Annotated in this window: 25 protein-coding genes and 3 tRNA genes; 12 read left to right on the forward strand and 16 right to left on the reverse strand. The window is 67.3% G+C overall.

From position 1 onward, the window contains the following. Positions 1 to 22: 22 nt before the first annotated feature. The 3 genes from BMW26_RS02610 to BMW26_RS02620 are packed head-to-tail and all read right to left on the reverse strand — an operon-like array spanning position 23 to position 3,862. A complete protein-coding gene (locus tag BMW26_RS02610) occupies positions 23 to 1,162 on the reverse strand; it encodes a glycosyltransferase (protein ID WP_072590688.1) in 1,140 nt (379 codons plus the stop codon). After that, positions 1,159 to 2,325, reverse strand: coding sequence for a DUF1972 domain-containing protein (locus tag BMW26_RS02615; RefSeq protein ID WP_072590689.1), 1,167 nt, complete (start codon positions 2,323 to 2,325; stop codon positions 1,159 to 1,161). The genes BMW26_RS02610 and BMW26_RS02615 overlap by 4 nt, the downstream gene beginning before the upstream one ends. Positions 2,326 to 2,329: 4 nt before the next feature. After that, positions 2,330 to 3,862, reverse strand: coding sequence for a sugar transferase (locus tag BMW26_RS02620; RefSeq protein ID WP_072590690.1), 1,533 nt, complete (start codon positions 3,860 to 3,862; stop codon positions 2,330 to 2,332). Positions 3,863 to 4,216: 354 nt separating this feature from the next. On the opposite strand from BMW26_RS02620, the gene BMW26_RS02625 reads away from it, so the two are divergent. The 7 genes from BMW26_RS02625 to BMW26_RS02655 all read left to right on the forward strand — a co-directional run bounded on the left by BMW26_RS02625 (position 4,217) and on the right by BMW26_RS02655 (position 9,608). Next, entirely contained in the window at positions 4,217 to 5,347 is a 1,131-nt protein-coding gene (locus tag BMW26_RS02625) for a low temperature requirement protein A (protein WP_072590691.1), read from the forward strand. Between the two features lie 89 nt (positions 5,348 to 5,436). After that, positions 5,437 to 6,411: an intradiol ring-cleavage dioxygenase gene (locus BMW26_RS02630; protein WP_072590692.1), complete on the forward strand. Its 975-nt coding sequence runs from the start codon at positions 5,437 to 5,439 to the stop codon at positions 6,409 to 6,411. A 42-nt stretch (positions 6,412 to 6,453) separates the two neighbouring features. Continuing rightward, entirely contained in the window at positions 6,454 to 6,696 is a 243-nt protein-coding gene (locus BMW26_RS02635) for a twin-arginine translocase TatA/TatE family subunit (protein WP_056276723.1), read from the forward strand. A 3-nt stretch (positions 6,697 to 6,699) separates the two neighbouring features. Beyond that, a complete protein-coding gene (gene tatC, locus BMW26_RS02640) occupies positions 6,700 to 7,494 on the forward strand; it encodes a twin-arginine translocase subunit TatC (protein WP_320491445.1) in 795 nt (264 codons plus the stop codon). Next, entirely contained in the window at positions 7,491 to 7,898 is a 408-nt protein-coding gene (locus BMW26_RS02645) for a Sec-independent protein translocase subunit TatA/TatB (RefSeq protein WP_072590693.1), read from the forward strand. The genes tatC and BMW26_RS02645 overlap by 4 nt, the downstream gene beginning before the upstream one ends. A gap of 158 nt (positions 7,899 to 8,056) precedes the next feature. After that, a complete protein-coding gene (locus BMW26_RS02650; protein WP_150115151.1) occupies positions 8,057 to 8,341 on the forward strand; it encodes a hypothetical protein in 285 nt (94 codons plus the stop codon). Between the two features lie 148 nt (positions 8,342 to 8,489). After that, entirely contained in the window at positions 8,490 to 9,608 is a 1,119-nt protein-coding gene (locus BMW26_RS02655) for a fatty acid desaturase family protein (RefSeq protein ID WP_053098710.1), read from the forward strand. Positions 9,609 to 9,687: 79 nt separating this feature from the next. On the opposite strand, the gene BMW26_RS02660 is transcribed toward BMW26_RS02655, so the two are convergent. The 4 genes from BMW26_RS02660 to BMW26_RS02675 all read right to left on the reverse strand — a co-directional run bounded on the left by BMW26_RS02660 (position 9,688) and on the right by BMW26_RS02675 (position 13,629). Continuing rightward, a complete protein-coding gene (locus BMW26_RS02660; protein WP_072590695.1) occupies positions 9,688 to 10,518 on the reverse strand; it encodes an ABC transporter permease in 831 nt (276 codons plus the stop codon). Further along, on the reverse strand, positions 10,515 to 11,420 hold the full coding sequence (locus tag BMW26_RS02665; protein ID WP_072590696.1) for an ABC transporter ATP-binding protein: 906 nt from the start codon (positions 11,418 to 11,420) through the stop codon (positions 10,515 to 10,517). Before BMW26_RS02665 ends, BMW26_RS02660 begins: the two co-directional genes overlap by 4 nt. Positions 11,421 to 11,531: 111 nt before the next feature. Then, entirely contained in the window at positions 11,532 to 12,962 is a 1,431-nt protein-coding gene (locus BMW26_RS02670) for a cell division initiation protein (RefSeq protein ID WP_072590697.1), read from the reverse strand. Between the two features lie 163 nt (positions 12,963 to 13,125). Next, positions 13,126 to 13,629 carry a hypothetical protein gene (locus BMW26_RS02675; protein WP_056276735.1) on the reverse strand — a complete coding sequence of 168 codons (504 nt, stop codon included), beginning with the start codon at positions 13,627 to 13,629 and terminating at the stop codon, positions 13,126 to 13,128. A gap of 69 nt (positions 13,630 to 13,698) precedes the next feature. Here BMW26_RS02675 and BMW26_RS02680 point away from each other — a divergent pair, with 69 nt between their 5' ends. Further along, complete coding sequence (locus BMW26_RS02680; protein WP_072590698.1) at positions 13,699 to 14,433, forward strand: DUF2071 domain-containing protein; 735 nt, start codon at positions 13,699 to 13,701, stop codon at positions 14,431 to 14,433. Here the strand turns inward: BMW26_RS02680 and BMW26_RS02685 are convergent. The 5 genes from BMW26_RS02685 to BMW26_RS02705 form a co-directional block, all read right to left on the reverse strand. Further along, a complete protein-coding gene (locus BMW26_RS02685) occupies positions 14,414 to 15,334 on the reverse strand; it encodes an AEC family transporter (RefSeq protein ID WP_053098716.1) in 921 nt (306 codons plus the stop codon). The genes BMW26_RS02680 and BMW26_RS02685 overlap by 20 nt on opposite strands. 317 nt (positions 15,335 to 15,651) lie before the next feature. Continuing rightward, positions 15,652 to 16,275: a GntR family transcriptional regulator gene (locus tag BMW26_RS02690; RefSeq protein ID WP_082586498.1), complete on the reverse strand. Its 624-nt coding sequence runs from the start codon at positions 16,273 to 16,275 to the stop codon at positions 15,652 to 15,654. Positions 16,276 to 16,536: 261 nt separating this feature from the next. Next, positions 16,537 to 16,609, reverse strand: a tRNA-Phe gene (locus BMW26_RS02695). 70 nt (positions 16,610 to 16,679) lie between these two features. Beyond that, positions 16,680 to 16,753: transfer RNA gene (locus tag BMW26_RS02700), tRNA-Asp, on the reverse strand. Positions 16,754 to 16,782: 29 nt separating this feature from the next. After that, positions 16,783 to 16,855, reverse strand: a tRNA-Glu gene (locus tag BMW26_RS02705). Between the two features lie 211 nt (positions 16,856 to 17,066). Here BMW26_RS02705 and BMW26_RS02710 point away from each other — a divergent pair. Next, a complete protein-coding gene (locus BMW26_RS02710; protein WP_053098718.1) occupies positions 17,067 to 18,434 on the forward strand; it encodes a peptidoglycan DD-metalloendopeptidase family protein in 1,368 nt (455 codons plus the stop codon). Between the two features lie 68 nt (positions 18,435 to 18,502). Here the strand turns inward: BMW26_RS02710 and BMW26_RS02715 are convergent, their stop codons facing one another. After that, positions 18,503 to 18,994: an inorganic diphosphatase gene (locus BMW26_RS02715; RefSeq protein ID WP_053098719.1), complete on the reverse strand. Its 492-nt coding sequence runs from the start codon at positions 18,992 to 18,994 to the stop codon at positions 18,503 to 18,505. 68 nt (positions 18,995 to 19,062) lie between these two features. Then, positions 19,063 to 20,034, reverse strand: a complete 972-nt coding sequence (locus tag BMW26_RS02720) for a LysR family transcriptional regulator (protein ID WP_072590699.1) — start codon at positions 20,032 to 20,034, stop codon at positions 19,063 to 19,065. Positions 20,035 to 20,145: 111 nt separating this feature from the next. Between BMW26_RS02720 and BMW26_RS02725 the strand changes: the two genes are divergently transcribed. Then, positions 20,146 to 21,525 carry an MFS transporter gene (locus BMW26_RS02725; protein ID WP_056276751.1) on the forward strand — a complete coding sequence of 460 codons (1,380 nt, stop codon included), beginning with the start codon at positions 20,146 to 20,148 and terminating at the stop codon, positions 21,523 to 21,525. Next, positions 21,522 to 22,319, forward strand: coding sequence for a 3-hydroxybutyrate dehydrogenase (locus BMW26_RS02730; RefSeq protein ID WP_072590700.1), 798 nt, complete (start codon positions 21,522 to 21,524; stop codon positions 22,317 to 22,319). The genes BMW26_RS02725 and BMW26_RS02730 overlap by 4 nt, the downstream gene beginning before the upstream one ends. On the opposite strand, the gene BMW26_RS02735 is transcribed toward BMW26_RS02730, so the two are convergent. Beyond that, positions 22,286 to 22,942, reverse strand: coding sequence for a TMEM175 family protein (locus BMW26_RS02735; RefSeq protein WP_072590701.1), 657 nt, complete (start codon positions 22,940 to 22,942; stop codon positions 22,286 to 22,288). The two genes, BMW26_RS02730 and BMW26_RS02735, sit on opposite strands and share 34 nt — an antisense overlap. 77 nt (positions 22,943 to 23,019) lie before the next feature. On the opposite strand from BMW26_RS02735, the gene tilS reads away from it, so the two are divergent. Next, positions 23,020 to 24,006 carry a tRNA lysidine(34) synthetase TilS gene (tilS, locus tag BMW26_RS02740; RefSeq protein ID WP_072592202.1) on the forward strand — a complete coding sequence of 329 codons (987 nt, stop codon included), beginning with the start codon at positions 23,020 to 23,022 and terminating at the stop codon, positions 24,004 to 24,006. Positions 24,007 to 24,101: 95 nt separating this feature from the next. Here the strand turns inward: tilS and BMW26_RS02745 are convergent, their stop codons facing one another. Then, on the reverse strand, positions 24,102 to 24,689 hold the full coding sequence (locus BMW26_RS02745; protein ID WP_056276759.1) for a DUF937 domain-containing protein: 588 nt from the start codon (positions 24,687 to 24,689) through the stop codon (positions 24,102 to 24,104). Positions 24,690 to 24,705: the final 16 nt, after the last annotated feature.

Consider the following 24,705-nt stretch of genomic DNA (forward strand, 5'->3'; position numbering starts at 1 on the left):
CAGCGGGCGAGAGCGGAGCGGTTCACGTGGGGTCGACCACGTGTCCGGTCACTGTCGCCCGATACTGCTCCGGGGCGTGACGATCGAGAGCGATGCGACGCGATTCGTCGACACCCTCGCGCACCGTCGGCCACTGCTCGATGATCCGGGCGAACGAAGCGGCGAGCGCCGAAGGATCGTCAGCGGGCACCAGCGTCGACGTGGGATAGCCCCCGGCGGCCTCGCGCAGACCGCTGCTGTCACTCGCCACCACCGGGCGGCGGGCGAGGATCCCCTCGACCGCCGTGTTGCCGAAAGGCTCGTCCACGCGCGAGGGCACGGCGAGCGCATCGGCGTCCTCGAGGAACGGCCAGATGCTCTGATGGAAACCGGCGAAGACCACCTCGACGCCCGATTCGGCGGCGCGACGTCGCAGCTCCTCTTCGAACCACTCATACCCGGCGAAGACGGCGCCGAGGAGCGTGACCCGCACGTCGTGCCCCGAGCGCGCCAGTTCGGCCGCGGCGTCGATGACGACATCCGGCCCCTTGCGGGGGGAGAGGCGACCGATGAACAGGACTCTGAACGGACCGTCGATGTCGCGCCGGGGCGCGGCCGGGAGCTCGGGTGACGCCACGCCGTTGTACACCACCACGCTTCTGCGGGCGAGGAGCGGAAGGGCGTGCGCGATCGTGTCGAGACTGAATCGGCTGTTCACCAGCGTGCGGTGGGCAGCGAGATGCGGCAGGTACAGCACCGTGTTCACGAAGCGGTTCCCGGAAGCCTCGGCCTCATGCACGTGGCTCACGGCTCGGAGCTGGCGGAGGCGCGCCACCAGGGGCCACTGCGGGATGATGATCGTCGACACGTAGACGACGTCCGGGCGCACTCTGCTGATCAGTCGCCAGGAAGCGCGGAGCCCCCGGAACATGTCGCGGAAGAGCGTGGGCAGGCCTCTGGGCGTGAGCAGGACCTTTCGCAACACGAGCATCGGGATGATGACGACCTCGGCGCCGGCCCTGCGAAGTTCGACATCCAGCATTCCGCGGGCCGGGAGTGCGACGACGACGCGTGCGCCGCTCTCGACGAAGCCGATGACGCTCTCGAGAAGCATCCGGTCTGAGCCGAACATCTCGGCGCCAGGATGCGCGACGAGAACGGTCCGAGAGGACGCGCCGCTCACCAGTCCTCCGCCCGTCGTCTCGCGCGGCGAGCGATGCGGTGCACGCTGTGACCGGTAGAGAGCCGTCGGGCGAGGTCTTCGTAAGCGTCTGCGACGTCGTCCCAGCGGAACACCTCCTGCGCTCGCCTCTGCGCGCGCAGGCCGCTCTCTCGCGCTGCGGAGATGTCCGCCTCGGCGCGCTCGAAGGCCGCTGCTGCGTCGTCGGGCGTCGCGAAGAACCACCCGTCGTCATGAAGGACCTCGCGGTTGAACGGCACGTCGAAGGCGATCGTCGCCGTGCCTGCGCCCATGGCCCGCAGGAGTGAAGGATTCGTGCCGCCGACCGAATGACCGTGGTCGTACGTGAGGGCATGGAAGTACAGGGCGTCGAGGAGTTCCTGGTCGTACACGCCGCCGACCAGACGGATGCGGTCGTCGCCGTGAGCTGCCTGCTGGATCTGCTCGGTGTACTCGTTGCTGTACGGGGCTGATCCGACGACGACGAGCGGGAGGGTCGCGTTGCTCCGGCGGAATCCCTCGACGATCTCGAGCACGTGGTTCTCGGGTTCGAAGCGTGCGACGACCAGGTGGTATCCGCCGGCGCGGAGGTCGAGCTCGTCGAGGCGGGCATCGGCTACCGAGTCGAGCATGGGAGCGCCGTAGCGGATCATCTCGGTCGGCACGTCGAACTGATGCGTGTAGTAGTCGGCGATCCCCGGGGCGTCCGCGATCAGCGCGTCGCTCGTGCGCACGCCGAACTGCTCCGCCCATCGGTAGTACGCCTTGCCGCGCGGGCCCCACTTGGATCGCCGCCACTCGAGGCCGTCCATGTGGAGGGCTGTGGGTACGCGCCGCAGGCGGAACAGGGGGACGAACGGTGAGTTGGCGGCATTGAACACGAACGCCGCGTCGGGACGCCTCCGGAAGATCAAGTGGAGTGCCGAGAAACCGGTGTGGCTCAGAGTCTCGACCTGCTTCACCGGGATGGCGGGAAGGTGGACCACGCGCATTCCGAGGTACTTCTTGTCGCGGCTCTGCGAACCCCGGGTGTACACGACGACGTCGTGACCTCGGTCTGCGAGCCGTCGACCGACCTCTTCGACAGCCGTCTCGAATCCGCCGTAGGCCGCGGGCACCCCCCGTGTCCCCACCATCGCAATGGTGAGGGCATTCCCCTTGATCATGTACTCAGTATGCTCCGCTGGGCTGGACCATGACCTTGGCGGTGCGCCACATGATCTGCAGGTCGTTCATGACCGACCAGTTCTCGACGTAGCGCAGGTCGAGGCGAACGCTCTCGTCCCACGAGAGATCGCTGCGCCCGGAGACCTGCCACAGGCCCGTGATGCCCGGCTTGATGTAGAGCCGACGGAACACGGTGCCGTCGTAAGCGGTGACCTCGGTGGGCAGCGGCGGGCGCGGACCCACGACGCTCATGTCGCCGATGAGGACGTTCCAGAACTGCGGCAGCTCGTCGAGAGACAGCTTGCGCAGGATCCTGCCCACCCGCGTGACGCGGGGGTCGTCCTTCATCTTGAACAGCAGGCCCGCTCCCTCGTTCTGCTCCTTGAGCGTCGCGAGCTGCTGCTCGGCGTCGGTCTTCATCGAGCGGAACTTCATGATCTTGAAGGTGCGACCGTCGCGACCGACGCGCTCCTGCGAGAAGAACAGCGGTCCGGGCGAGTCCAGCTTGACGAGGAGCGCGAGGATCGGGGTGATGAGTGCGATCGGGATGAGAGCGACGGACGCGACGGCGATGTCGAGTGCGCGCTTCAGCACGTGCTGACCGCCCTCGTACGAGGGGATCTGCACCTGGATCAGCGGAAGACCTTCGACAGGAGCGAAGGAGATGCGCGGACCCGCGACATCGGTGAGGCGGCTCGAGAGCACGAGCTCTGCGGCGGTGCCCTCGAGCTGCCAGCTGAGGTGCTTCACGAAGTCGGGCTCGCCGTCTGGGCGGCTTGCGACGATGATCGTGTCGGCGCCCAGTTCGGCAGCCACGGTGGAGACGGAGTTGACGTTGCCGAGCACGGGGAACTGCTCGCCGCGTGCTTCGACATCTCGCGCGTTGCCGTCGAGCAGCGTCGCGCCCACCACCTGGTACCCGGAGGCGCCGATCGGGTGCAGGGTGCGGATGACGTACTCGACGTCGTCGCGGTTGCCGACGACGAGCGTGCGCGAGGCGAAACGACCTCGCGCACGCTGCGCCGTCAGCCAGTGCCGCCACGCCCAGCGCGTGACGAGCAGCGTGAGGACACCGAGCGGCAGGCCGACCAGCAGCACGAGCTGCATCGTCTGCCAGCCGAGCACGACGCTGAGCATGGCGATGATCCCGAACGCCAATCCACTCGCGTGTGCCACACCGCGGTACTCGGTGGCGCTGGCGCGGAACAGCGCTGCGTCACGGGTGTGCAGCGCGCCGAGCATCAGATACCAGAGCGTGGCCAGCAGAATGCCGTTGCGCAGGGCCTCTTCCCCTGCGACACCGGTCATCACCTGGACCGCTGCTGTGATTCCGACCGCGAACAGGATGACCCCAGCATCCGTGATCCGCAGTCGCATCCGATAACGCCGCTCCCACTGGCGACGTCGCTCCAGCGTTGCGGACACGCGCGGTGTGACCACCGTGCGCGTGACCGACTTCGCGGCTCGCGGAGCAGAGACCGGCGTGAAGACCGAACCCGCGCGAGTGATGCTCAGAGCATCCTCGACGGAAGTCATGCCGAGGCCCCTTGAGCCTTGAATGTACGCAGAATTCCCCAGTGCGCCATAGTTATCCCCAGATATTCCCCAGACCACGGACCCCACGTCCATGGCATCGTCTGCGTTCCCGACCCCTCGGGTCCTGCTGCATCCGTGATCCCACATCACGGGTTGCGGTCACCGTCCCACACGGTGGTGCTGGCAGCAGGCACTGCAGACTTCGTTCACTCTAGCGGAACCAAACGTTCAGGGGAAGATAATTCACGGGAGTGGATCAACCTGTATTCCGGTACATCTGCTTAGTCGGAGAATGGCCCCCGATATTCTGACCGCGTGACCACCACTTCAGCGCCTCGATTCCATCTCAGCCGCATGCTGCCGAGGGATCCGGCTCAGCCTCATCGCACGGCCAGCACGCTCGAGCTGTTCTTCGATCTCGTCTTCGTCGTCGCGGTGAGCATCGCCTCAGCCCAACTGCACCACGCGCTGAGCCACGGCGACTTCGTGCACGGAATCACCTCCTACGCGATGGTGTTCTTCGCGGTGTGGTGGGCGTGGATGAACTTCACCTGGTTCGCCACCTCCTTCGACACAGACGACTGGTTGTATCGCGTCACCACCATCATCCAGATGGGCGGAGTGCTCGTGCTCGCTGCCGGCATCCCTGCGGCGTTCGAGGAGGGGGACTTCACCGTCCCGGTGATCGGCTACATCGTCATGCGTGTGGCCATGATCGCGCAGTGGCTGCGGGCGTCCCGCGGTGCGGCAGATCTCAAGGGCGCCGCGCGTCGCTACGCCATCGGGATCGCCGGCGTGCAGGTGCTCTGGGTGCTGTTCCTGCTCATCCCGTCGGGCCCCCTCCAGCTCGTGGCCTTCGTGGTCTTCGCTCTCGTCGAGGTCAGCGTGCCCGTGTTCGCCGAGCACCGCCGACAGACGCCCTGGCATCCCCATCACATCACCGAGCGCTACGGGCTGTTCACCCTGATCGTGCTCGGCGAGAGCCTCCTCGCCTCCGCCAATGCGATCATCGACGCGAAGAACGAACTCGACTCCTTCGTCCCTCTCATCTCGATCTCCGTGCTGACCCTGGTCGTGACCGCGTCTCTCTGGTGGATCTACTTCTGGGCGCCGCACCACAGGGCGATCACGACGTTCGGCCGCTCGCTCCGCTACGGGTACACGCACTATCTCGTCTTCGCCGCGGCCGCCGCCTTCTCGGCGGGCATCGAGGTCGAACTCGACGTCCTGATAGGGGAGAGCCATCTCTCCACCATCCAGGCGTCGTTCACCGTGACCATCCCGATCGCGATCTTCCTGCTCGGCGTCTGGTGGATCGCGATCCGCGAGAACGCCGACAGGGTGGTGAACACCGTCGTGCCGGTCGGTGCGGCTGTCGTCCTCCTCGACGCCCTGCTGCCTATCCCCGTGGCGGTCAGCGCCCTCGTTCTCGTGGTGATCGTGGTCGTCCTCGTCCTCCATCCGCCGGTGCGTCGAGAGCCATAGATTCTGCATAGACGCGGCATAGCTCGCTGATCGTCTTCTCCGTGACCATGGGTACATCGACACCCATCCACATCGAGAGGAGCACGATCATGAGCCGCATCCCCGAACCCGTACAGACCCCTGAGGGCCCGACCTACGAGGGGCGGCTGCTCGACCGTGCCGATGAGGAGGTCGTGGATCAGGGCGCCGCCTTCGACATCCGCACCCTGGTGACGCGCCGCGGCATTCTCGGACTCGCCGGACTCGGGGTGGGCGCGATGGTGCTCGCCGCGTGCGCCCCGTCGGGCGGCGGCAGCACGAGCGAGTCGACATCGACGAGCGATACGGGGACGACGTCCGGATCGTCGACCACGACAGCGGCCGGCGAGATCCCCGACGAGACCGCAGGCCCCTACCCCGGAGACGGATCGAACGGACCGGACGTCCTCGAGGATTCGGGCATCGTGCGACAGGACATCACGACGTCGATCGACGGGTCGGCGACAGCCGACGGCATCCCGCTGACCTTCGAGTTCCAGGTGGTCGACCTCGTGAACGGCAGCGTCCCCTTCGAGGGCGTCGCGGTGTACGCATGGCACTGCACGGCTGAGGGGGAGTACTCGATGTACTCGTCGGGGCTCGAGGATGTCACCTACCTCCGTGGAGTGCAGGTGGCGGATGCCGAGGGGAAGGTCTCGTTCACGTCGATCTTCCCCGGCTGCTACTCGGGCCGCTGGCCGCACATCCACTTCGAGGTCTACCCCGACCTCGCCTCGATCACCGACTCGGCCAACGCCATCGCCACGTCCCAGCTGGCACTGCCCGAAGATGTCTGCGCCACCGTCTACGCCGATTCCCGCTACCCGGGCTCGACGCAGAACCTGTCGCAGACGAGCCTCTCCGGCGACAACGTCTTCGGCGACGACTCCGGGGCCCTTCAGCTGGCCGCTGTCACCGGCGGCGGCAGCGGATACACCGCGACGCTCGTGGTCGGCGTCGACACGGCCACGACGCCCAGCGCAGGCTCCGCGCCGTCGGGCGGCGCGGGCGGCCCCGGTGGTGGCGGCGAGCCGCCGTCCGACTGAACCCGAACCCCGACAACCCCTCCACGCGAAAGAACAGAGACCATGCTCCAGAACCTCACAGGGTGGCACGCCCTGATCATCCTCGCGATCGTCGTCCTCGTCTTCGGCGCCGCGAAGCTCCCCGCCCTCGCCAAGAGCGTCGGCCAGTCGATGCGCATCCTCAGATCGGAGGTCGCCGAGCCTTCGAACGAGGCACGGGTCGAGCCGACGCCGAGGGGCCGGGACCGTGTCGACGCTCGGGAGTCCGCAGACCTCCCGCAGCCCGTCCTGCGGCCCGCGGAGTAAACCGTGTCCTCGCTCGCCGCTGATGCCGTCGAGGCGAGCACCGCGCCCGCCCTGGCCCGGATGCCGCTGTCCTCGCACCTGCGGGAGGCGCGCACGCGCTCGTTCCGTGCGACGGCGGCGCTCCTGACCGGGGTGGTCGCCGGGTATCTCCTCTCGGACCAGATCCTCGAGGTCGTGCGAGCACCGATCAGTGCGCTCGCCGAATCGCGCGATGCGAGCCTCAACTACGACAGCATCACCGGGGCTTTCGACCTTCGGCTCAAGATCGCGCTCTTCGCCGGTGTCGCGCTGTCGAGTCCCGTCTGGATGCACGAGCTGCTCGCGTTCCTCGCTCCGGGTCTGACCACCAGAGAGAAGAGGTACACGTTCGGCTTCCTGGCAGCATCCGTTCCCCTGTTCGTCGGCGGATGCCTGATGGGCTTCCTTCTCTTCCCCCACATGGTCGAGCTGCTCGCGAGCTTCGCCTCGACCGAGGACAGCACGCTGCTGCAGGCGTCGTACTACGTCGACTTCATCCTCAAGATCGTGCTCGCGACCGGGGTCGCCTTCGTGCTCCCGGTGTTCGTCGTGATGCTCAACCTGCTCGGTGTCGTGTCGGCGGCGGCGATCGCGCGGAGCTGGCGTCTCGTCGTCGTCGCGATCGTCCTCTTCAGTGCGGTCGTGACCCCCGCGGCCGACGTGCTGTCGATGTTCCTGATCGCGATCCCCATGACCCTGCTGTTCCTGATCGCCCTGCTGCTCGCATGGCTGCATGACCGCAGGGTCGGGGAGTCGGCCGTCGGCACGACGGAGGCATGACGATGTTCGGACTCACGATCGAGAAGCTGTTCCTCGTCGCGCTGATCGCAGCCGTGATCATCGGTCCTCGGCGACTGCCGGAGTATGCGGGCCGTCTCGGCGCCCTCGCCCGCCGGGTGACGCTCACCGTCGGCGAGGCGGCGCGGCGAGCCGAGCAGGAGGCCGGAGTGGCGAGCATCCGCCAGGAATGGACCGCCGTGGATCCTCGGCAGTACGACCCGAGGCAGATCATCCGCGAGGCGTGGGGTGCGGGGGAGGAGCCGGACGGCTCGAAAGCCGCTGAGGCCCCGCAGCCGGAGCCCGAGGGGCGCTGGATCGTGGCTGGATCGTCCGGTCATCCACGGCGCGTGTGGGAGCCCGTTGAGGCGGAGGCCCGCGTGCGCGGCGCCGACCTGCTAGACTGATTGAGCAACGTGAGTTCTGGCCGCCCTCTAGGCCACCACGGAGCCACTGATCAGGGCCATTACGGACCAAGCGCATCGATGCGCGCGGCATCCGCCTTCGATCTCACATCTTGCGGGTCGCGACAACGCGTGCCCGTCACACAGCAATGAGTATCACCATGAGCACGACCACTTTTCCTCCTTCCGATCCGTTGACCTGGAAACAGGCCGACACAGATGTGCACGTCGCGACCCGCGGCGGCGAGTTCGCCGGGTTCGTCGAATTCGACGGCACCGCGCATGTCGCCCGCGACCAGCGCGGTGACGACCTCGGCTCGTTCGAGTCGCTGGATGCCGCCCGTGACGCCCTCGAGAGCGCGAATGCGCCGAGATCTCGCCCGCGCAGCCTCACCTCTCCCTTTCGCCGCGCCCTCCGCAGCCGACCGCGTCGCGCACGCGCCTGACCGTTCCATGCGGGGGAACTGTGAATCGTCAAGGGATGCTGATGTATTCCCCAAATCGCATGAGGGCAGGGTTAGCCTGAGTTAAGCGTTCGGCGATCTGCCTTGGGCTTCACATCAGCTCAAGGGCTCCGATCGACGGGAGAGCAACATCTCCATTTCACAGGTCGAAAAGACCGACGCAGTTCTCGGACCGGTACGTCAGACGTATTCGGGCAATGCGGACATTCCTCCGATGACCCACGCCTACAAGCAGGTCTCGCAGGTCATCCGCGAAACCGGCCTCCTCCAGCGCGCCGGATGGTTCTACATCTTCGTGGCCGCCGGCATCGCCGTGGCTCTGGGCGGAGTCATCACCGGCTTCATCCTTCTCGGCGACAGCTGGCTCCAGCTCCTGATGGCCGGGGCTCTCGGCATCATCCTCACGCAGGTGGCGTTCCTCGCCCATGAGGCCGCGCATCGTCAGATCCTCTCCACGGGCCCGGCGAACTTCCGCCTCGCCCGCATCCTCGCCGCCGGCGTGGTGGGAATCAGCTATTCCTGGTGGGACTCCAAGCACACCAAGCACCACGGCAACCCGAACCAGGTCGGCAAGGACCCCGACATCGAGGTCGACACGATCTCGTTCCTCGAGACCGACGCCGCGCAGTCCCGCGGTATCGTCCGTCTGATCACGCGCAAGCAGGGGTGGCTGTTCTTCCCGCTGCTGACGCTCGAGGGCCTGAACCTCCACTACCTGGGCGTGAAGCACCTGGTGACCAGCAAGAAGGCCAAGGGCCGCTGGATCGAGCTGGGCCTCATCGCCCTCCGGTTCGCGATCGTCCTCGTGCCTGTGTTCCTGATGCTGCCGCTCGGCATGGCATTCGCCTTCATGGGTGTGCAGCTCGCCGTCTTCGGCGTCTACATGGGCGCGTCCTTCGCGCCGAACCACAAGGGCATGCCGATCATCGATCCCAACGCCCGTCTCGACTTCTTCTCGAAGCAGGTGCGCACCTCTCGCAACATCCGCGGCGGATGGTGGGCCACCTGGCTCATGGGCGGACTCAACTACCAGGTCGAGCACCACCTGTTCCCGAACATGCCCCGCCCGCACCTCTCGAAGGCTCGCGAGGTCGTGCGCGACTACTGCGCCGCCAACAACGTGCCCTACACCGAGACCAGCCTCGGCCGGTCGTACGCGATCGTGATCGAGTACCTCAACCGCGTCGGTCTCGCCGCCGGTGCTGATCCGTTCGACTGCCCCGCAGCGGCCCAGTTCGTCCGGGCGTAGACACTCTCGCGGCATCGCAGCCGACCCGCACATCGAACGGCCCCATCCTTCGGGATGGGGCCGTTCGCATGCCAGACGGTCAGTTCCGCCGGATCCAGCGGAACGTCACGCGGCTGAGGATGAAGCCGACCACGAGCCATGCGGCGAGGGCGACCGCCACGAGCCCGAGATCCCATGATCCGCTCGGCTCTGCCGAGGAGAACGACTCGGGCAGGATCGCCGCGCGCATACCCTGAGCCATCCACTTGAGGGGAAAGACGGAAGCGACGTTCTGCAGCCATTCCGGCAGCGCGGTGAAGGCGATGTAGACGCCGGAGATGAACTGCAGCAGCAGCACGACCGGGATCACCACGGCGGACGCCGTCTTGCCCGACCGCGGCACGGCAGACAGTGCGATGCCGAGAAGGGTGCACGAGAGCAGGCCGAGCACGAAGACCCAGGCGAAGCGACCCCAGGCCTCAGCATCCGAGGGCAGCTCGACCTGATAGAGGACGACCGCGACGACCAGCAGCAGAGTGATCTGCAGGATCGCGGTGACGAAGACCTCACCGATCTTGCCGATGAAGTACGTCGCCGGTGAGATCGGCGTGCTGCCCAGCCGCTTGAGGGTTCCGTCGCTCTTCTCCACTGCGATCTCGATCGACAGGCCCTGCATCCCGGAGAGGAAGATGCCTCCTGCGACGAGACCGGGAAGGTAGTACGTCGCCATGCTGATCTTGTCGGGCCCTTCGCCGATGTCGCCCGTGAAGATCGTCGCGAAGATGAGGTACATGAGGGTGGGGAACAGGAAGGTGAAGAAGACCTGGTCGCTGGCGCGGAAGTACTGACGCAGTTCGAACGGGATGCGGCGTACCCCGAGGCGAACCGTGCGAGCGAGCCCGAAGTTCGGCGTGGCAGTCGTGGTGCTCATGCGGACTCCGCCACATCTGCCCGCAGGGCCTCTGCGGTCGGATCGGAATCGGATGCGGCTCCGTGTTCACGGATGAGGCCGAGGTAGATGTCCTCGAGAGTGGGACGCACGACCTCGAGGCCGTCCGGCTCGCCGCCCGCTCGCTGAAGCTCGGAGACGACCGCGCCGGGAGCGGTCGTGCGCTGCTCGTGGCGCACGCCGGCGGCATCCCTCCAGCGAACCATCGGCGTCCTCGCCTCGGGCCCGCCGATCTCGTCGATCTTCCCGATCGCCACGATGCGCCCGTCTGTGATCACCGCCGCGCGATCGCCCAGCCGGGCGGCCTCATCGAGATAGTGAGTGGTCAGCAGGATGCTGGTGCCCTCGGACTTCAGGGTGCGGATGAGCTGCCAGAACTGCTGTCGGGCCTCGGGATCGAAGCCGGTCGTCGGCTCATCGAGGAACAGGAGTTCGGGGCGTCCGATGATCCCGAGGGCGACATCGAGACGGCGCTGCTGACCACCGGACAGCTTGCCCGCTCTGGATCGCTGCTTGTGCTCGAGCCCCACGGCGGCGATCACCTCGTCGACCGGACGAGGGTGGGGGTAGTAACCGGCGAACTCGGTGAGCAGCTCCCGCACGGTGAAGTTGCCGGCCTCTCCGGTGGACTGCAGAACGATCCCCAGTCGCGCCTTCCACGCCAGACCGCCGCGCTGGGGGTCTACACCGAGCACGCGCACGTCGCCGGACGTGCGGTGACGATAGCCCTCGAGGATCTCGATGGTCGTCGACTTGCCAGCGCCGTTCGGGCCCAGAAGAGCGAAGGTCTCTCCCCGGCGGATGTCGAAGCTGATGCCGTCGACTGCGACGGCACCCCCGTACTCCTTGCGGAGATCCCGCACCTCGATCACGCTGTCTGTCATAGGTACAGCGTGCACGCTGACGGCTCCGAGCGATAGCAGGACGGGTGAACGAAGCGGGGGCGTGGACGGATATCCGCCCACGCCCCCGCTCGGTCAGTCAGGAGAAGTCGCTCAGCGGGAGGCCTTCTGATCGGACTCGACGACCTCGATGGTGATCTTGCCGTCGATCGTCTCGGCGTTCTCGTCGAGGAGCTCGTCCTCCAGCGCCTCGTCACCGCGGAACTCCTCGTCGCCGGTGACCTCGTCGACCGCGTCGTCGGAGTCGACGATCAGCTCGGCTTCCTCGACCTCGACGGTCTCGGCGTCGGTGTCGTCATCGACCTGCGACGCGGCTGCTGCAGAGCCGACGGATGATGCCTCGTCGCTGAAGATGCCCTCCGGGCGGATCAGCTCGCGCACCTCGGCCATGAAGCTGGCGAGCTGCTGCTGCTGCCAGCGCAGCTGGCGCGCGTGGTCCTCGGCATCCCGCAGCACGGCGGACGTGTGACCCGTCACCGAGTCGACGATCTTCTGCGACTTCACGCGGGCACGGTCCAGGGTGTCGCGGGCGCGCACCTGAGCATCCGCTTCGATGGTCTGCGCCTGCGACCGCATCAGGCGCTCGTAGTCGTCAGCCTTCGCCGAGATGCGCTGCGCGTGATCGAGCGAAGCGGCCACCTGCTCGTTGGCATCGGTGGTGATGCGCTCGGCGTGGGCGACGGCCTGGTTGTGCAGCACCAGGAACTCCTGCTGAGCGTCGTCCTGCCGACGGGTGAGCGTCTCCTCGAACTCGAGGACGCGGGCGTTCATCTCGCGCACCTCGCGCTCGGCCTCGGCGCGCAGCTGGGTGGTCTCGCGGGTGACGAGCGAGCGGAGCGCCGCAGCGCCCTTCTCCGCCTCGGTGCGGATGGCCGTGGCCTCCTGCGTCGCCTGATGCACCCGCTCTGCGGCGTGCGCGGCCTCGCGCTCGAGCGTCGCCTGGTGGGCGGTGTACTCGGTGTCGATCTTCAGGCGCACCTGGTCGGCGTCGTGCTGAGCGTGCGCGATGATGCGGGTGACGTCGGCATCCGCCTCGGCCCGCTGTGCGGTGACCTCTTCGCGCGCGGCCGCCATCAGACGGTCGGCCTGCACGGCGGCGTTCTGGATGAGGACGTTGGCCTGCTCCTCGGCCACCCGGAGGATCGCCTCGAACTGCTCCCGCGACGGTGCCTCCTGGCCATCCGCGCGCGGGGTGTCGACGAGCTCGTTGGTGAGGGTGGCGACCTGCTGCTCGGTCTCGGCAGCCTTCGCCTTGGTGGCGAGGAGCTCCGCCTCGAGCTCTTCGCGGGCGATTCGCTCTTCTTCGCGAAGCGCCTCGACTGCGTCCTCGTGACGTGCCTCGGTGGCGGCGAGGTCGGCCTTCGCCTGCTTCAGCTGATTGCGCAGAGTGCTGAGGGCCGAGTCGACCTCCGCCTTGTCGTAGCCGCGGAACGAGGCCGTGAAGCCGGACTGCTCGCGCGGCGTCTCTTCGATCAGCTTGTCGAAGAAGTCGGGGGTCCGGTCGTTGTCGGGGGATTCACTCATGGGTCGGCCTTTCCGGCGCAGGTCACAGGGACTGAGAGCTGTGATGAGAAATGGTGCCGTCGCGAGGCCGACTGTGGGCTGGCCGGTGCGTGATCAGCAGTAACACAGCCTAGTTGCGACGGCTGTGAGATGCACCCGATGTTCCGGTACGCACTGGGCTTCTCTACTCCGCGATCCACGACTCGGTCGCATCGTCGCGCCGGTGCCGCAAGGGCGGCCCGGGCGAGACCTGGACGCCCTCAGCGCGTGCTGCGGCGGAGACGGCGGAGCGCAGGTCTGACCAGAACTCGGAAGTGTTGGGAACGCCCAGATGCTCGCGGATCCTCTCCACCTGCAGACGGGTCCCGTTCTCATCGTCGACCACCCGCACGATCGCGTCATCCGGTTCGACGAATCGGATACCGTAGCCTCCGCTCGCGAGCGGGGTGAACTTGCGTGGCTGCTGACGCACGACTCCGTCGACGATCTCCCTCGCCGTGGCCTCAGACGTCTGCAGCACGAGCGTCGTGCCCAGTTCCTCGAGTATCCCGGTGAGGCGGTCGGCCACGTGACGCTGCCCTGCTCTGCCGCCGGCGGCGCCGGTGGAGCGACGGACCCAGCGGGGCAGGAGGATGGCGAGCACGATGATCGCGCCGATCGCGGCGATGTAGATGAGCGGATTGTCCACGGATACAACCTACGTGCACCTCGTCCCCGAGGCCTTGGAGGAATTTAGCTCCAGTGCTACATTCGGAGCATGACGATCATCCGCGGTGTCCGTGCTCAGCTCCGTCGGCGACTCCTGATCACCTATCGGGTCGAGCCGGAGGTCGCCGCCTCCCTGCTGCCCACGGGATTCCGCCCGCAGATCGTCGACGGGTCTGCGGTGGCCGGCGTGTGCGTGCTGGGGCTGGAGTCGATCCGACCGAGCTGGGCGCGGCGCCGGTGGGGTCTGCGCTCCGAGAACGCCGCCCACCGGGTCGCCGTCGAGTGGGACACCGCGGATGGCGTGCAGAAAGGCGTCTTCATCGTCGGTCGGCACAGCTCGGCGTGGCATCCGGTCATCTTCGGCGGACGGTTGTTCCCGGGGGTGCATCGCCGAGCGAGGTTCGAGATCGAGGAGGGGGATGATCGCTACGCGGTCACGATGGATGCCGGCGAGCACAGTCTCTGCGCGGATGTCGAGGTGGGAGGCGCATGGTCGAGCTCTCTCTTCGCCTCGATCGACGAGGCCTCGGACTTCTATCGCGCCGGTAGGCTCGGCTGGTCGGCGGCGCGGGGAGGGCGCAGCGTCGAATCGGTCGCGCTCACCACCGACGCGTGGAGGGTCGAGAACGCACACCTGCACAGCGTGAGCTCGTCGTTCTTCGACGCTCTTCCCGCCGGCTCAGCGGTGTTCGACAGTGTCGTCGTGATGCGCGATCTTCCGCTGACGCTGTCGGACGTGCGCGAGTCCCCGATCGACGCGGTGCTCAGCCCAGCAGGAACATGATGAGGATCAACACGGGCAGGCAGCCGAGAGTGGTCAGGAATACGGTGTCGCGCGAGATCGTCTCGCCGATGTCGTAGCGCTGCGAGTAATTGAAGACGTTCTGTGCGGTGGGGAGCGCGGCGAGGATCACGACGATCAGCACCTCGGCCGGCGAGAGCCCGAAGACGAACTCGGCCACCACCCACGCGATCAGCGGCATCGCGAGGAGCTTGAGCGAGGTGGCGAGGATGATGTCCCGCCGGTGGCCGGGAGCCCCGAGCACGCGCTGGCCGTGCAGGGAGATGCCGTAGCTGATCAGCAGAACCGGCACGGCGGCATCGGCGATCAGCTGAGCCGGCTCCATGATGATGGGCGGCACTGTGAGGCCCAGCACCGAGATGAGCGTGCCGAGGAGCGACGCGATGATGATGGGATTCGTCGCCGTGCGCACGAGCGTCTTTCGCAGCGAGACGCGATCGCTCGTGACGGCGTCGAGGATCGTCAGCGAGATCGGGGTGAACACCAGCAACTGCATCAGCACCACCGGTGCGGGGTACGCGGCGCTGCCGAGAAGGTAGAGCGACAACGGGATGCCGATGTTGTTCGAGTTGACCTGCCCCGCCGACAGCGCTCCGATCAGGGTCTCTCCGACCGGACGCTTCCACCAGAGCCGCGCGATGAGTGTGTAGATCCCGATGATCGCGACGGCCGCGATCGCCGACACGGGTAGCAGCGAGGAGAAGAGCATCTTCGCATCGGCGTGGGCGAGCACGGTGAAGAGCAGGAACGGCGACAGCACGAAGAAGATCAGACGCCCGAGCACGTGCCGGGCGTGCGGTCCGAGCAGGTCGATCCGGCCGAGCAGATAGCCGAGTGCGATCGCGACTCCCACGACGGCGAATCCGGTGAGCGTCTCGAGCATGGTTCGAGCGTATCCAGCCCGGACGCACGTCGTCGCCACCGGCACGGTCGGCGCGCGGGAGTCCGCCGTAGCAGTCGGAGTGGGCCCGCGTCAATGGATGAGCTCCGATCAGCGTCAAGACGGGGTGCGGCCATACGCTGAGAACACGACGAGCAGCATCTGCCGCTCTCCGTCGGTCGAACCAGACGGTGCCCTCGAGTTCTCTCGGTCTTGAGCGCCCACATGGGGGTGGGTGCGCTTGCGGACCTTCTCATCGACTGCTCCGGTCCCCCCGTTCGGGCGCGGGGGACCGGAACCAACTCCCTCGGGAGTGGCCGCTACTTCAGGCGGAGCATCCTCTGCACGGCCTTCACGCCGGCGTTCGCGCTGCGGGCGCGCATCGCGGACTCGAGCTCCTCGAGCGATTCCTTCGTGTCCACCCGGGGCTCGCCGAGGTAAAGGTCGCGGAACACGAGATACCAGAAGTCGCTCAGCATGAGTCGATAGAGATCGTTGAGCGCGCGGTCGGTGAGGAACTCGAAGAGCTCCACATGGGCTTCGATCCATCCCTCGCCCGTTTCGACGGACTGGATGGCGTCGGCGATCAGTTCGCACGCGATGGCGAGATCCGCCTCGGACAGCGCAAGCGCGGCCTCACGGATGATCTCCCCGCCCTGAGAGGCGGCGAACTCGCGGGTGATGCGGGACCGCTCGTCGGTGATGTCGGTGACCATCGAGTAGCGGTTCGCGTGGACCTCCATCAGCCCGGCGCGCGCCAGTCGCTGCACGGCCTCTCGGACGGGGGTGCGGGTGACTCCCAGATCGTCTGCGATCGCCTTGTCGCTCAGTTTCGCGCCAGGCGCGTAGGTGCCGTCGGCGATCGACGTCGCGAGTCGACGAAAGAGCTCTTCAGCTCCGAGGTTCCGCTGCGCCCCAGGCACAACGGGCAGTTCAGGTCCCATATCGGTATATTACGGCGCATAGGTATGGCGCAGCTGTCCGCCGAGCAGATGCGTGTTTGACCTGCGGCCCGTGCACCTGCTCGACGCATCGAGACGGTCGTCCTGAGACGCGTCGTCTCGTGGCTGGAGCGCGTGACGACAGGCACAGAACCAGCAGCCCAGGGGAGCGGTGCGGAAACCAGCCTTCGCCGGAAAAAGCGGAAACCCCCGCCATGTAGAAGCTAGGCGAGGGTTCCTAAGGTGACTGTAATGATCACCCTGTGGCTCCGACGGGCGTCGATCCCGTGACCTCACGATTTTCAGTCGTGCGCTCTACCAACTGAGCTACAGAGCCATGCGACCGGCTAGACCTGTCGCATCTAGACGAAAGGCCCTTCTCGAAGAAAAGGGCCCGTCGCTTAGAGCGACCCTGACGGGACTTGAACCCGCGACCTCCGCCGTGACAGGGCGGCACGCTAACCAACTGCGCTACAGGGCCATACTTGTTTTCAATTGTACCGGAAGGAGTGACCCCAACGGGATTCGAACCCGTGCTACCGCCGTGAAAGGGCGGCGTCCTAGGCCGCTAAACGATGGGGCCGAAGTCTGTCCCGGAGGACTTCCTTGCCGACGCTCAAGCATAAGGGAAGATCTGAGCAAAACGCGAATCGAGGGCGAGCCTGCTGTCTCCCGGGCGTGTTCAGGAGGACGATGGACTCACATCGCTGTGCCCTCTCCCGCTGTCCGCCCCCTGGTGCGGATGTGAAAGAAGTTGTTAGTGTGGCATCTGTGAAACCGGCGAAAGGGGCCGTGTGAACGACCATCACTCCACGTCGGATGCTGCTGCGGCGGCGTCCGACGACTGCGGCTGCGCGCCGACCCCTGCGGAGAGCCGCGCGTTCTGGAAGGACCGTTCGGTCACCCGTCGCAGCGCCCTCACGTTCGGCGCGCTCAGCGTCGTCGCCCTCAGCGCCTTCGGCGTCTCCTCAGGAGTGACCGCCGCGTACGCCGCCTCGTACCCCAGCTGGGACGACGTGCAGAACGCCATGAACAACGAGTCCGCGAAGGCAGCGGAGGTCACGCGCATCGAGGGACTCATCCAGTCGCTCAAGCAGCGGGTGGCGGATGCGCAGGCCAAGGCCGTGCTCGCGGGCGAGGAGTACAACGCCGCGCAGCTCGCCTACTTCGACGCCATCGCCGTCGCAGAGGAGCTCCAGTCGAAGGCCGACGAGCAGGCCGTCGCCGCCGATGACGCCACGAAGAAAGCCGCCCAGCTCGCGGCGCAGTTGTATCGCAACGGCGGCGACGATACCGCCCTCGAGCTGTTCTTCGCCGGCTCGGCCGACAACGCCGACCAGCTGCTCTCGCGTCTCGGCACGATGGACAAGGTCTATCAGTACAACCAGACGGTGCACGACAACGCGGTCGCTGCCCGCAACTCGGCCCAGCAGCTCACCGATCAGGCTGTCGTCGCCCGCACGGAGCGCGATCGCCTGCAGCAGATCGCCGAGCAGAAGATGATCGAGGCTCAGGCCGCTGCGGACGCCGCTCAAGCTGCGCTCGACGAGCAGTCGGCGAACCTCGCGACGATGCAGGCACAGCTCTCAGCCCTGAAAGACGCCACGGCGACGACCGTGGCCGGGTACAAGGAGGGCGTGCGCGTCGCGGAGGAGGAGCGCAAGCGTCGCGAAGCGGCCGAGGCCGCGGCAGCCGCCGCAGGCAACGGCGGCGGAGGAGGTGGCGGCGGAGGCGTCGGCGGCTCGCCGGGTTCCGGCGGCTGGGTTCGACCGCACGGAGGACACCGGAGCGCCGGATTCGGCCCCCGGCCCAAGCCCTGCGCAGCCTGCTCCGGCTACCACTACGGCGTCGACCTCGCGAACGGGTGCGGCGCGGCGATCTATGCGGCGCAGTCCGGAACCGTCGACTACGCCGGTCCGCGCGGCAACTACGGCAACTACATCCGCATCCAGCACGGTGGGGGAGTCTCCTCCGGCTATGCCCACATCAGGGACGGCGGCTTCGCCGTCCGCAGCGGGTCATGGGTCAACTCCGGTCAGGTCATCGCCTATGCGGGCAACACCGGAGCATCCGTCGGCTGCCACCTGCACTTCGAGGTGTACATCAACGGCGCGTACACCAACCCGATCACGTTCCTCGCAGATCGCGGCGTCTCGGTCTGAGAACGACCACGACGAGAAGACCCCCGGCCGCTGAGCGGAACCGGGGGTCTTCTCGTCGGAGCCTGGGGTCAGTGACCCTGCTCGCCGAAGCGGACGATCGCCTCGTCGAGGATGCGCTGCGCCTCTGCGGCGTCGCCCCATGCGTCGACCTTGACCCACTTGTTGGGCTCGAGGTCCTTGTAGTGCTCGAAGAAGTGCTCGATCTCCTTCTTGGTGTACTCGGCGACGTCGCCGATGTCCTGGATGTGGGCCCAACGGGGGTCCTTCGACAGCACGGCGACGAGCTTGTCGTCTCCGCCGGCCTCGTCGCTCATCTTGAGCACGGCGACCGGGCGCACCTCGACGACGACGCCGGGGTAGATGGCGTGGTCGAGGAGCACGAGAACGTCGAGCGGGTCGCCGTCCTCGCCGAGGGTGTTGTCGAAGTAGCCGTAGTCGGCGGGGTACCCGAAGGTCGTGTAGAGCACGCGGTCGAGGTGCACTCGTCCGGTCTCGTGGTCGACCTCGTACTTCACGCGGCTGCCGCGCGGGATCTCGATGACGGCGTCGTGTGCGCCCATGCGTGTGCTCCTCAGAAATGACGGTTGGATGCCGCGCACTAGCCTAGCCGGGCCGTCGACGGGTGCTGTCAGCGTTCGGCGGCCGGGGCGATGCCGAGCAGTGCATCCTGGACGGCCGCCGTGCGGTCGCGGATGGCGGCAGCCACCGCGGCGACCGCGGGCTGGCGCAGCGAGTCCGGACGCAGCACCATCCAGTAGGGCAGGCGCTCGGCGAAGTCGTCGGCGAGGAGCCGCACCAGATCGGCGTGGCCGTCGGCCAGGAAGCACGGAAGGAAGCCGATCCCCGCGCCGGCGCGTGTGGCCTCGACATGGACGAAGACGTTGGTCGAGCTGAGCGAATCCGGCATCCCCGGCACGAGTCGTCGAGGAGCATCCAGATCGTCGACCTGGAGCATCGAATCGACGAAGTAGACCAGCGGATGCCTGCTCAGCTCATGGGAATCGGCGGGCGTCCCGTGCTCGTCCAGGTACCCGTGCGACGCGTACATGCCCAAGGTGTAGAAGCCGAGTCGGATGGCCTCGGCGCGGTGCACCTGCGGTTCTCCGACCACCACTTCCAAGTCCAGCCCGGAACGGTACTGCAGAGCCCGCCGGGTGACGTTGACGATCTCGACGCTGAGTCTCGGATACTTTCGCCGCAGCTGCGCGACCGCGGGCGCGATGACGAACGCACTGAACCCGTCGGTGGCGGAGATCCGCACGACCCCGGCTATCTGATCGGACTCGGCTTCTCCTTCATGGATCGTCGCCACCGCCGTCTCCACGTCCTCGGCAGCGCGCACCGCCCGACGCCCGAGGTCTGTCAACTCCCACCCTCCCGAGCTGCGGGCGAGGACCCGCCCGCCGAGGACTCTCTCCAATGCGGCGATGCGTCGCGAGACTGTCGTGTGATTCAGCCCCAGGCTCTGGCCGGCAGTAGTGAAGCGACCGGTGCGCGACACGGCGAGAAGGATGAGGAGATCGTCGGCGTGCGGCTCGGAGGTGCTCGGGGAAGATGTCACATCTGCAATTGTGCACTCCGTCTCTGCTCGACTGGTCATTGGCGCACAGAGCCGGGCGTGCACATACTGGCGAGGGCCGCCCGCAGACGGGATACCGGCCCGCCAGGCAGCTGTCGACGAGGACGCTGCAGAACACGAAGGAGTGCATTCATGGGCGTCGAGCAACCGGTCGACTCGCAGGTCGAGACCCGAACATCCGGGCTGAAGAAGATCGTGGCCGCCTCGATGGTGGGCACGGTGGTGGAGTGGTACGAGTTCTTCCTCTACGCCACCGCCGCATCGCTCGTCTTCGGCACCTTCTTCTTCCCCAACGCCGGCACCGAGCTCGACGGCATCATCGCCGCATTCCTGACCTACGCGGTCGGATTCATCGCCCGTCCGCTCGGCGGCATCGTGTTCGGCCAGATCGGCGACAAGCTCGGCCGCAAGCACACCCTGCAGATCACCATCATCCTCGTCGGGGTCGCGACCTTCCTGATGGGGTGCCTGCCCGGCTTCGATTCGATCGGCTACTGGGCGCCGGCGCTGCTCGTGCTCCTGCGATTCATCCAGGGGTTCGCCGTCGGCGGTGAATGGGGCGGTGCCGTGCTGCTGGTCGCCGAGCAGAGCCCCGACAGGTCTCGCGCGTTCTGGTCGAGCTGGCCCCAGGCCGCCGTCCCGGTGGGCAACCTGCTGGCGACCCTGGTGCTGCTCGGCATGTCCTGGGCGCTTCCCGCCGACCAGTTCCTGAGCTGGGGATGGCGCGTGGCGTTCTGGGTCTCGGCGATCGTCGTCGTCATCGGCTATTACATCCGCCGGCACGTCAGCGAGGCGCCCATCTTCCTCGAGGCCCGCGCACAGGTCGAGGCTGACAAGGCCGTGAGCTACGGAGTGCTCGAGGTCGTGCGCAAGTACCCGCGGGGCATCTTCGGAGCCATGGGCCTGCGCTTCGCGGAGAACATCCTGTACTACATCATCGTCTCGTTCACGATCGTGTACCTGAAGACGGTGCACGCCTACGACACGAGTCAGCTGCTGCTGGCGCTTCTGGTCGCGCACGCCATCCACTTCGTCGTGATCCCGCAGGTCGGCCGGCTCTCGGACGCCTGGGGACGCAAGCCCGTCTACCTCGCCGGCGCGGTGCTCGGAGCCAGCTGGGCGTTCTTCGCATTCCCGATGTTCGACACCCAGAACCCGTTCGTGATCATCGCGGCGGTCACGATCGGTCTGTGCTTCCACGCGCTCATGTATGCGGGGCAGCCGGCGATCATGGCCGAGATGTTCCCGACCCGCATGCGCTATTCCGGCGTCTCCCTGGGGTACCAGGTCACCTCGATCGTCGCGGGCTCGCTCGCGCCGATCATCGCCACGGCCCTGCTGCAGGACTTCGGCTCGTGGCTGCCGGTGGCGATCTACGTCGCGGCAGCTTGCGCCGTCACCGCGGTCGCGGTGGTCACCCTCAAGGAGACCCGCGGGGTGTCCCTGCACGACATCGATGACGCGGATGCACGCAAGCACGGGCTGAACACTCCCCGGGTGAGCGCGGCATGACCGAGCGAAGCATCGAGAGGCCGGGTGCGGCCGGTCTGTCGCTGAGCGGCCGCCGAGCCCTGGTGACGGGAGGCGCCAGCGGGATCGGCCTGGCGGTCGTGCGAGCATTGGCCGCGCGTGGCGCTCATGTCGTGGTCGCAGACAAGGATCGCGCGCAGTGCGAGGCCGCCGCGGCCGAGGTCGGAGGCTCGAGCTGGGTGGTCGATCTGCTGGAGCCGGCCGCCGTCACCGACGACCGGCTGGTCGACGTGCTGGCCGGTGTCGACATCCTGGTGAACAACGCCGGGATCCAGCACATCAGCCCGATCCAGGATTTCGATCCCGAGGACTTCCGACGGATCGTGACCCTCATGTTGGAGGTTCCGTTCCTGCTGATCCGCGCGGCTCTGCCGGAGATGTACGCGAACGGGTTCGGCCGGATCGTGAACGTCTCATCGGTGCACGGACTGCGCGCATCGCCCTACAAGTCCGCCTACGTCGCGGCCAAGCACGGGCTGGAGGGACTGTCGAAGGCCACCGCGCTCGAAGGAGGGGAGCACGGCGTCACCAGCAACTGCGTCAACCCCGGCTACGTGCGCACGGCGCTGGTCGAGAAGCAGCTGTCCGACCAGGCGCGCGTGCACGGCATCCCTGAAGCCGAGGTGCTGGCGAAGATCATGCTGACCGAAAGCGCGATCAAGCGCCTGATCGAGCCCGACGAGGTGGCATCGCTGGTCGCCTGGCTGGCGAGCGACGAGGCGTCGATGGTCACCGGGGCGAGCTATGCGATGGACGGCGGCTGGTCGGCGCGATGAGGAACGATCCGCGTCCAGAGCCGATCCAGGAGCGATGACAGAGGTCCGGTGAGCCAGAGCAGCAGCAGGGCGAGGTACCCCACCCCTCCGAGGCTGATCGCCAGCAGCATCGCCACCGCCGAGAGCAGGATCGAGGCGATGTCGGCGGCGGCACCGTGACGGATGCGGGAGGGCGACGTCTTCGTCAGGTCAGGGTGCCGCAGCAGATAGATGCGCGCGCCGAGCGTGGTGATCTGCGTGGCGATGAGCGTGCCGATGTAGAGGACCACCTGCAGCGGGTCGGTGTCCATTTGACCGAGCATCGCCGTAGGCACCGGCAGCCAGACGATCGTCGCCATCCAGGCCACGTTGAGCCAGAGAAGCGGTCTCGTGATCCGCGTGACCTCGTCGTACTGTCGGTGGTGCCCCATCCAGAAATTGGCGATGAGGACGAAACTCAGCCCGAAGCTCAGCAGCTGTCCTGCATGCTCCTGCAAGAACTCGGCGGTGCCCAGACCTCCGGCGGCGGCCTCGGACACGGACTCCATCAGCGGCAGGATCAGCAGCGTCATCGCGATGGCGACGACCGCGTCGACGAACGCCTTGAATCGTTCGGTCCTGAACCGCAGCACGTGATCCGTCACGGCGCCAGGCTAGAGCGCGATGCCCGTCGAGCGCGAGCGCTGTGCGGTGATCCGTCCCCGTGATCTACCGTTGGTCTGTGCCGTCGCTCTCTCCCGTCATCGCCGAGATCCGCCTCGCCGTGCGCACCGCGCTCGCCGATCTGCCCAAGGGGTCGACAGTCGTCGTCGCTCTCTCCGGGGGAGCGGACTCCCTCGCGCTCGCCGCGGCGACCGCTTTCGAGGCGCCCAAGCTCGGGCTTCGGGTGGGCACGCTCACCGTCGACCATGGGCTGCAGAACGGGTCGGATGCCGTCGCCGCGCGCGCTGCGAGAGCGGCGGCCGCGCTGGGGCTCGATGCGCTGGTCGTGCGCGTGGAGGTCGGCGCTGACGGAGGCCCTGAGGCAGCGGCGCGCGACGCGCGGTACCGGGTGCTGAAGGACGCCGCGACGGATGCCGGTGCGGCGGCCGTGATCCTCGGGCATACGCTCGACGACCAGGCCGAGACGGTGCTGCTCGGTCTCGCACGCGGATCCGGCGCCGCGAGCCTGCAGGGGATGGCTCCCGTGCGAGAGGACGATGACGGACTGCGCTGGGTGCGCCCGATGCTCGGGGTGCGGCGCGAGACCACACGAGCGTTCTGCGCGGAATCCGATCTCGAGGTCTGGGACGACCCGCACAACACAGAGGATCGGTTCGCCCGGGTGCGGGTGCGCGACCGGGTCCTTCCGGTGCTCGAGACCGAGCTCGGCCCCGGCATCGCCGAGGCGCTCGCGCGCACCGCCGAGCAGCTGCGCGAAGACGCCGAGGCGTTCGACGAGATGATCCACGAGACGATCGAGGACATCGTCGAGCACGCCGAGGCGGGGATCTCCGTGAGCGTCGCCGCACTCGCCGCGAACCCCGCCGCTCTCCGCAACCGCATCATCCGACTCGTGGTCGACAGCGAGTTCGGCGTGAGCCTGACCCGATCGCAGACCCTCGAGGTCGCTCGTCTGGCGATCGACTGGTCGGGTCAGGGGCCCATCGATCTGCCGGGGTGCTCGGCGGCTCGAGCGGGCGGTCGCATCGTGTTCACCGCGCGCTGAGCTGCGGCATCCCACTCCTCGCGGAGACGGAGAACTCCCGCGGTCGCCTCCTCAGGAGGGGGCCGCAGGGGTGTCGTCCGGCAGGCTGGCGGGGGCTACTTCTTTCCGCCCAGCAGGCCGCCGAGGATGTCTCCGATTCCGCCGCCGCCCGACGAGCTTCCGCCGCCGAGGATGCCGCCGAGGATGTCTCCGATTCCGCCGCCGCCCGTGGAGCCGCCGCCGAGGATGCCGCCGATGACGTCACCGATTCCGCCGCCGCCCGACTGCGACTCTGCAGGCGCGGACTTCGCGGACTTGTCCTTGGTGGCGTTGGCGATCAGGCCCATCACGATCGGAGCGAGGATCGGAAGGAGCTTGCCGAAGTCGATGCCGGCGGTCTCCTTCGACTCGGTGAGCTTCTGTGTGACCTTCTGCTCGTCGTCGCCGAGGATGTGCGAGACGATCTTGCCGCCGTCGGTCTGATCGATGTCGTCGACCTTCGCCGCACCGGTCCGTCCCTCGTGGCGCTTGAGCGCGTTCTCGATCGCGGAGGAGCCCTCAGCGGTCGAGGCGTTCTTGGCGAGGCCGCCGAGCAGCACCGCTCCGCCCTGTTCGACCGCCTCCTTGGCGACGTCGGGGGAGACTCCGAGCTTCGCGGCGATGTCGTCGATCGGGACCTGCTTCAGGATGTCGTCGAGAGCCATGGGTGAATCCTTCCGT

Source organism: Microbacterium sp. 1.5R (genome assembly GCF_001889265.1).
Lineage (GTDB): Bacteria > Actinomycetota > Actinomycetes > Actinomycetales > Microbacteriaceae > Microbacterium.

Excerpts from the sequence above, each read along its gene's own strand:
- BMW26_RS02645 (WP_072590693.1), top strand. The coding sequence starts at position 7,491 with ATGACGATGTTCGGACTCACGATCGAGAAGCTGTTCCTCGTCGCGCTG.
- BMW26_RS02615 (WP_072590689.1), bottom strand. The coding sequence starts at position 2,325 with ATGATCAAGGGGAATGCCCTCACCATTGCGATGGTGGGGACACGGGGG.
- BMW26_RS02685 (WP_053098716.1), bottom strand. The coding sequence starts at position 15,334 with ATGCTCGAGACGCTCACCGGATTCGCCGTCGTGGGAGTCGCGATCGCA.
- BMW26_RS02690 (WP_082586498.1), bottom strand. The coding sequence starts at position 16,275 with ATGGGACCTGAACTGCCCGTTGTGCCTGGGGCGCAGCGGAACCTCGGA.
- BMW26_RS02625 (WP_072590691.1), top strand. The coding sequence starts at position 4,217 with ATGCTGCCGAGGGATCCGGCTCAGCCTCATCGCACGGCCAGCACGCTC.
- BMW26_RS02650 (WP_150115151.1), top strand. The coding sequence starts at position 8,057 with ATGAGCACGACCACTTTTCCTCCTTCCGATCCGTTGACCTGGAAACAG.
- BMW26_RS02665 (WP_072590696.1), bottom strand. The coding sequence starts at position 11,420 with ATGACAGACAGCGTGATCGAGGTGCGGGATCTCCGCAAGGAGTACGGG.
- BMW26_RS02745 (WP_056276759.1), bottom strand. The coding sequence starts at position 24,689 with ATGGCTCTCGACGACATCCTGAAGCAGGTCCCGATCGACGACATCGCC.
- BMW26_RS02635 (WP_056276723.1), top strand. The coding sequence starts at position 6,454 with ATGCTCCAGAACCTCACAGGGTGGCACGCCCTGATCATCCTCGCGATC.
- BMW26_RS02725 (WP_056276751.1), top strand. The coding sequence starts at position 20,146 with ATGGGCGTCGAGCAACCGGTCGACTCGCAGGTCGAGACCCGAACATCC.
- BMW26_RS02715 (WP_053098719.1), bottom strand. The coding sequence starts at position 18,994 with ATGGGCGCACACGACGCCGTCATCGAGATCCCGCGCGGCAGCCGCGTG.
- BMW26_RS02660 (WP_072590695.1), bottom strand. The coding sequence starts at position 10,518 with ATGAGCACCACGACTGCCACGCCGAACTTCGGGCTCGCTCGCACGGTT.
- BMW26_RS02670 (WP_072590697.1), bottom strand. The coding sequence starts at position 12,962 with ATGAGTGAATCCCCCGACAACGACCGGACCCCCGACTTCTTCGACAAG.
- BMW26_RS02730 (WP_072590700.1), top strand. The coding sequence starts at position 21,522 with ATGACCGAGCGAAGCATCGAGAGGCCGGGTGCGGCCGGTCTGTCGCTG.
- BMW26_RS02680 (WP_072590698.1), top strand. The coding sequence starts at position 13,699 with ATGACGATCATCCGCGGTGTCCGTGCTCAGCTCCGTCGGCGACTCCTG.
- BMW26_RS02720 (WP_072590699.1), bottom strand. The coding sequence starts at position 20,034 with ATGACCAGTCGAGCAGAGACGGAGTGCACAATTGCAGATGTGACATCT.
- BMW26_RS02620 (WP_072590690.1), bottom strand. The coding sequence starts at position 3,862 with ATGACTTCCGTCGAGGATGCTCTGAGCATCACTCGCGCGGGTTCGGTC.
- BMW26_RS02630 (WP_072590692.1), top strand. The coding sequence starts at position 5,437 with ATGAGCCGCATCCCCGAACCCGTACAGACCCCTGAGGGCCCGACCTAC.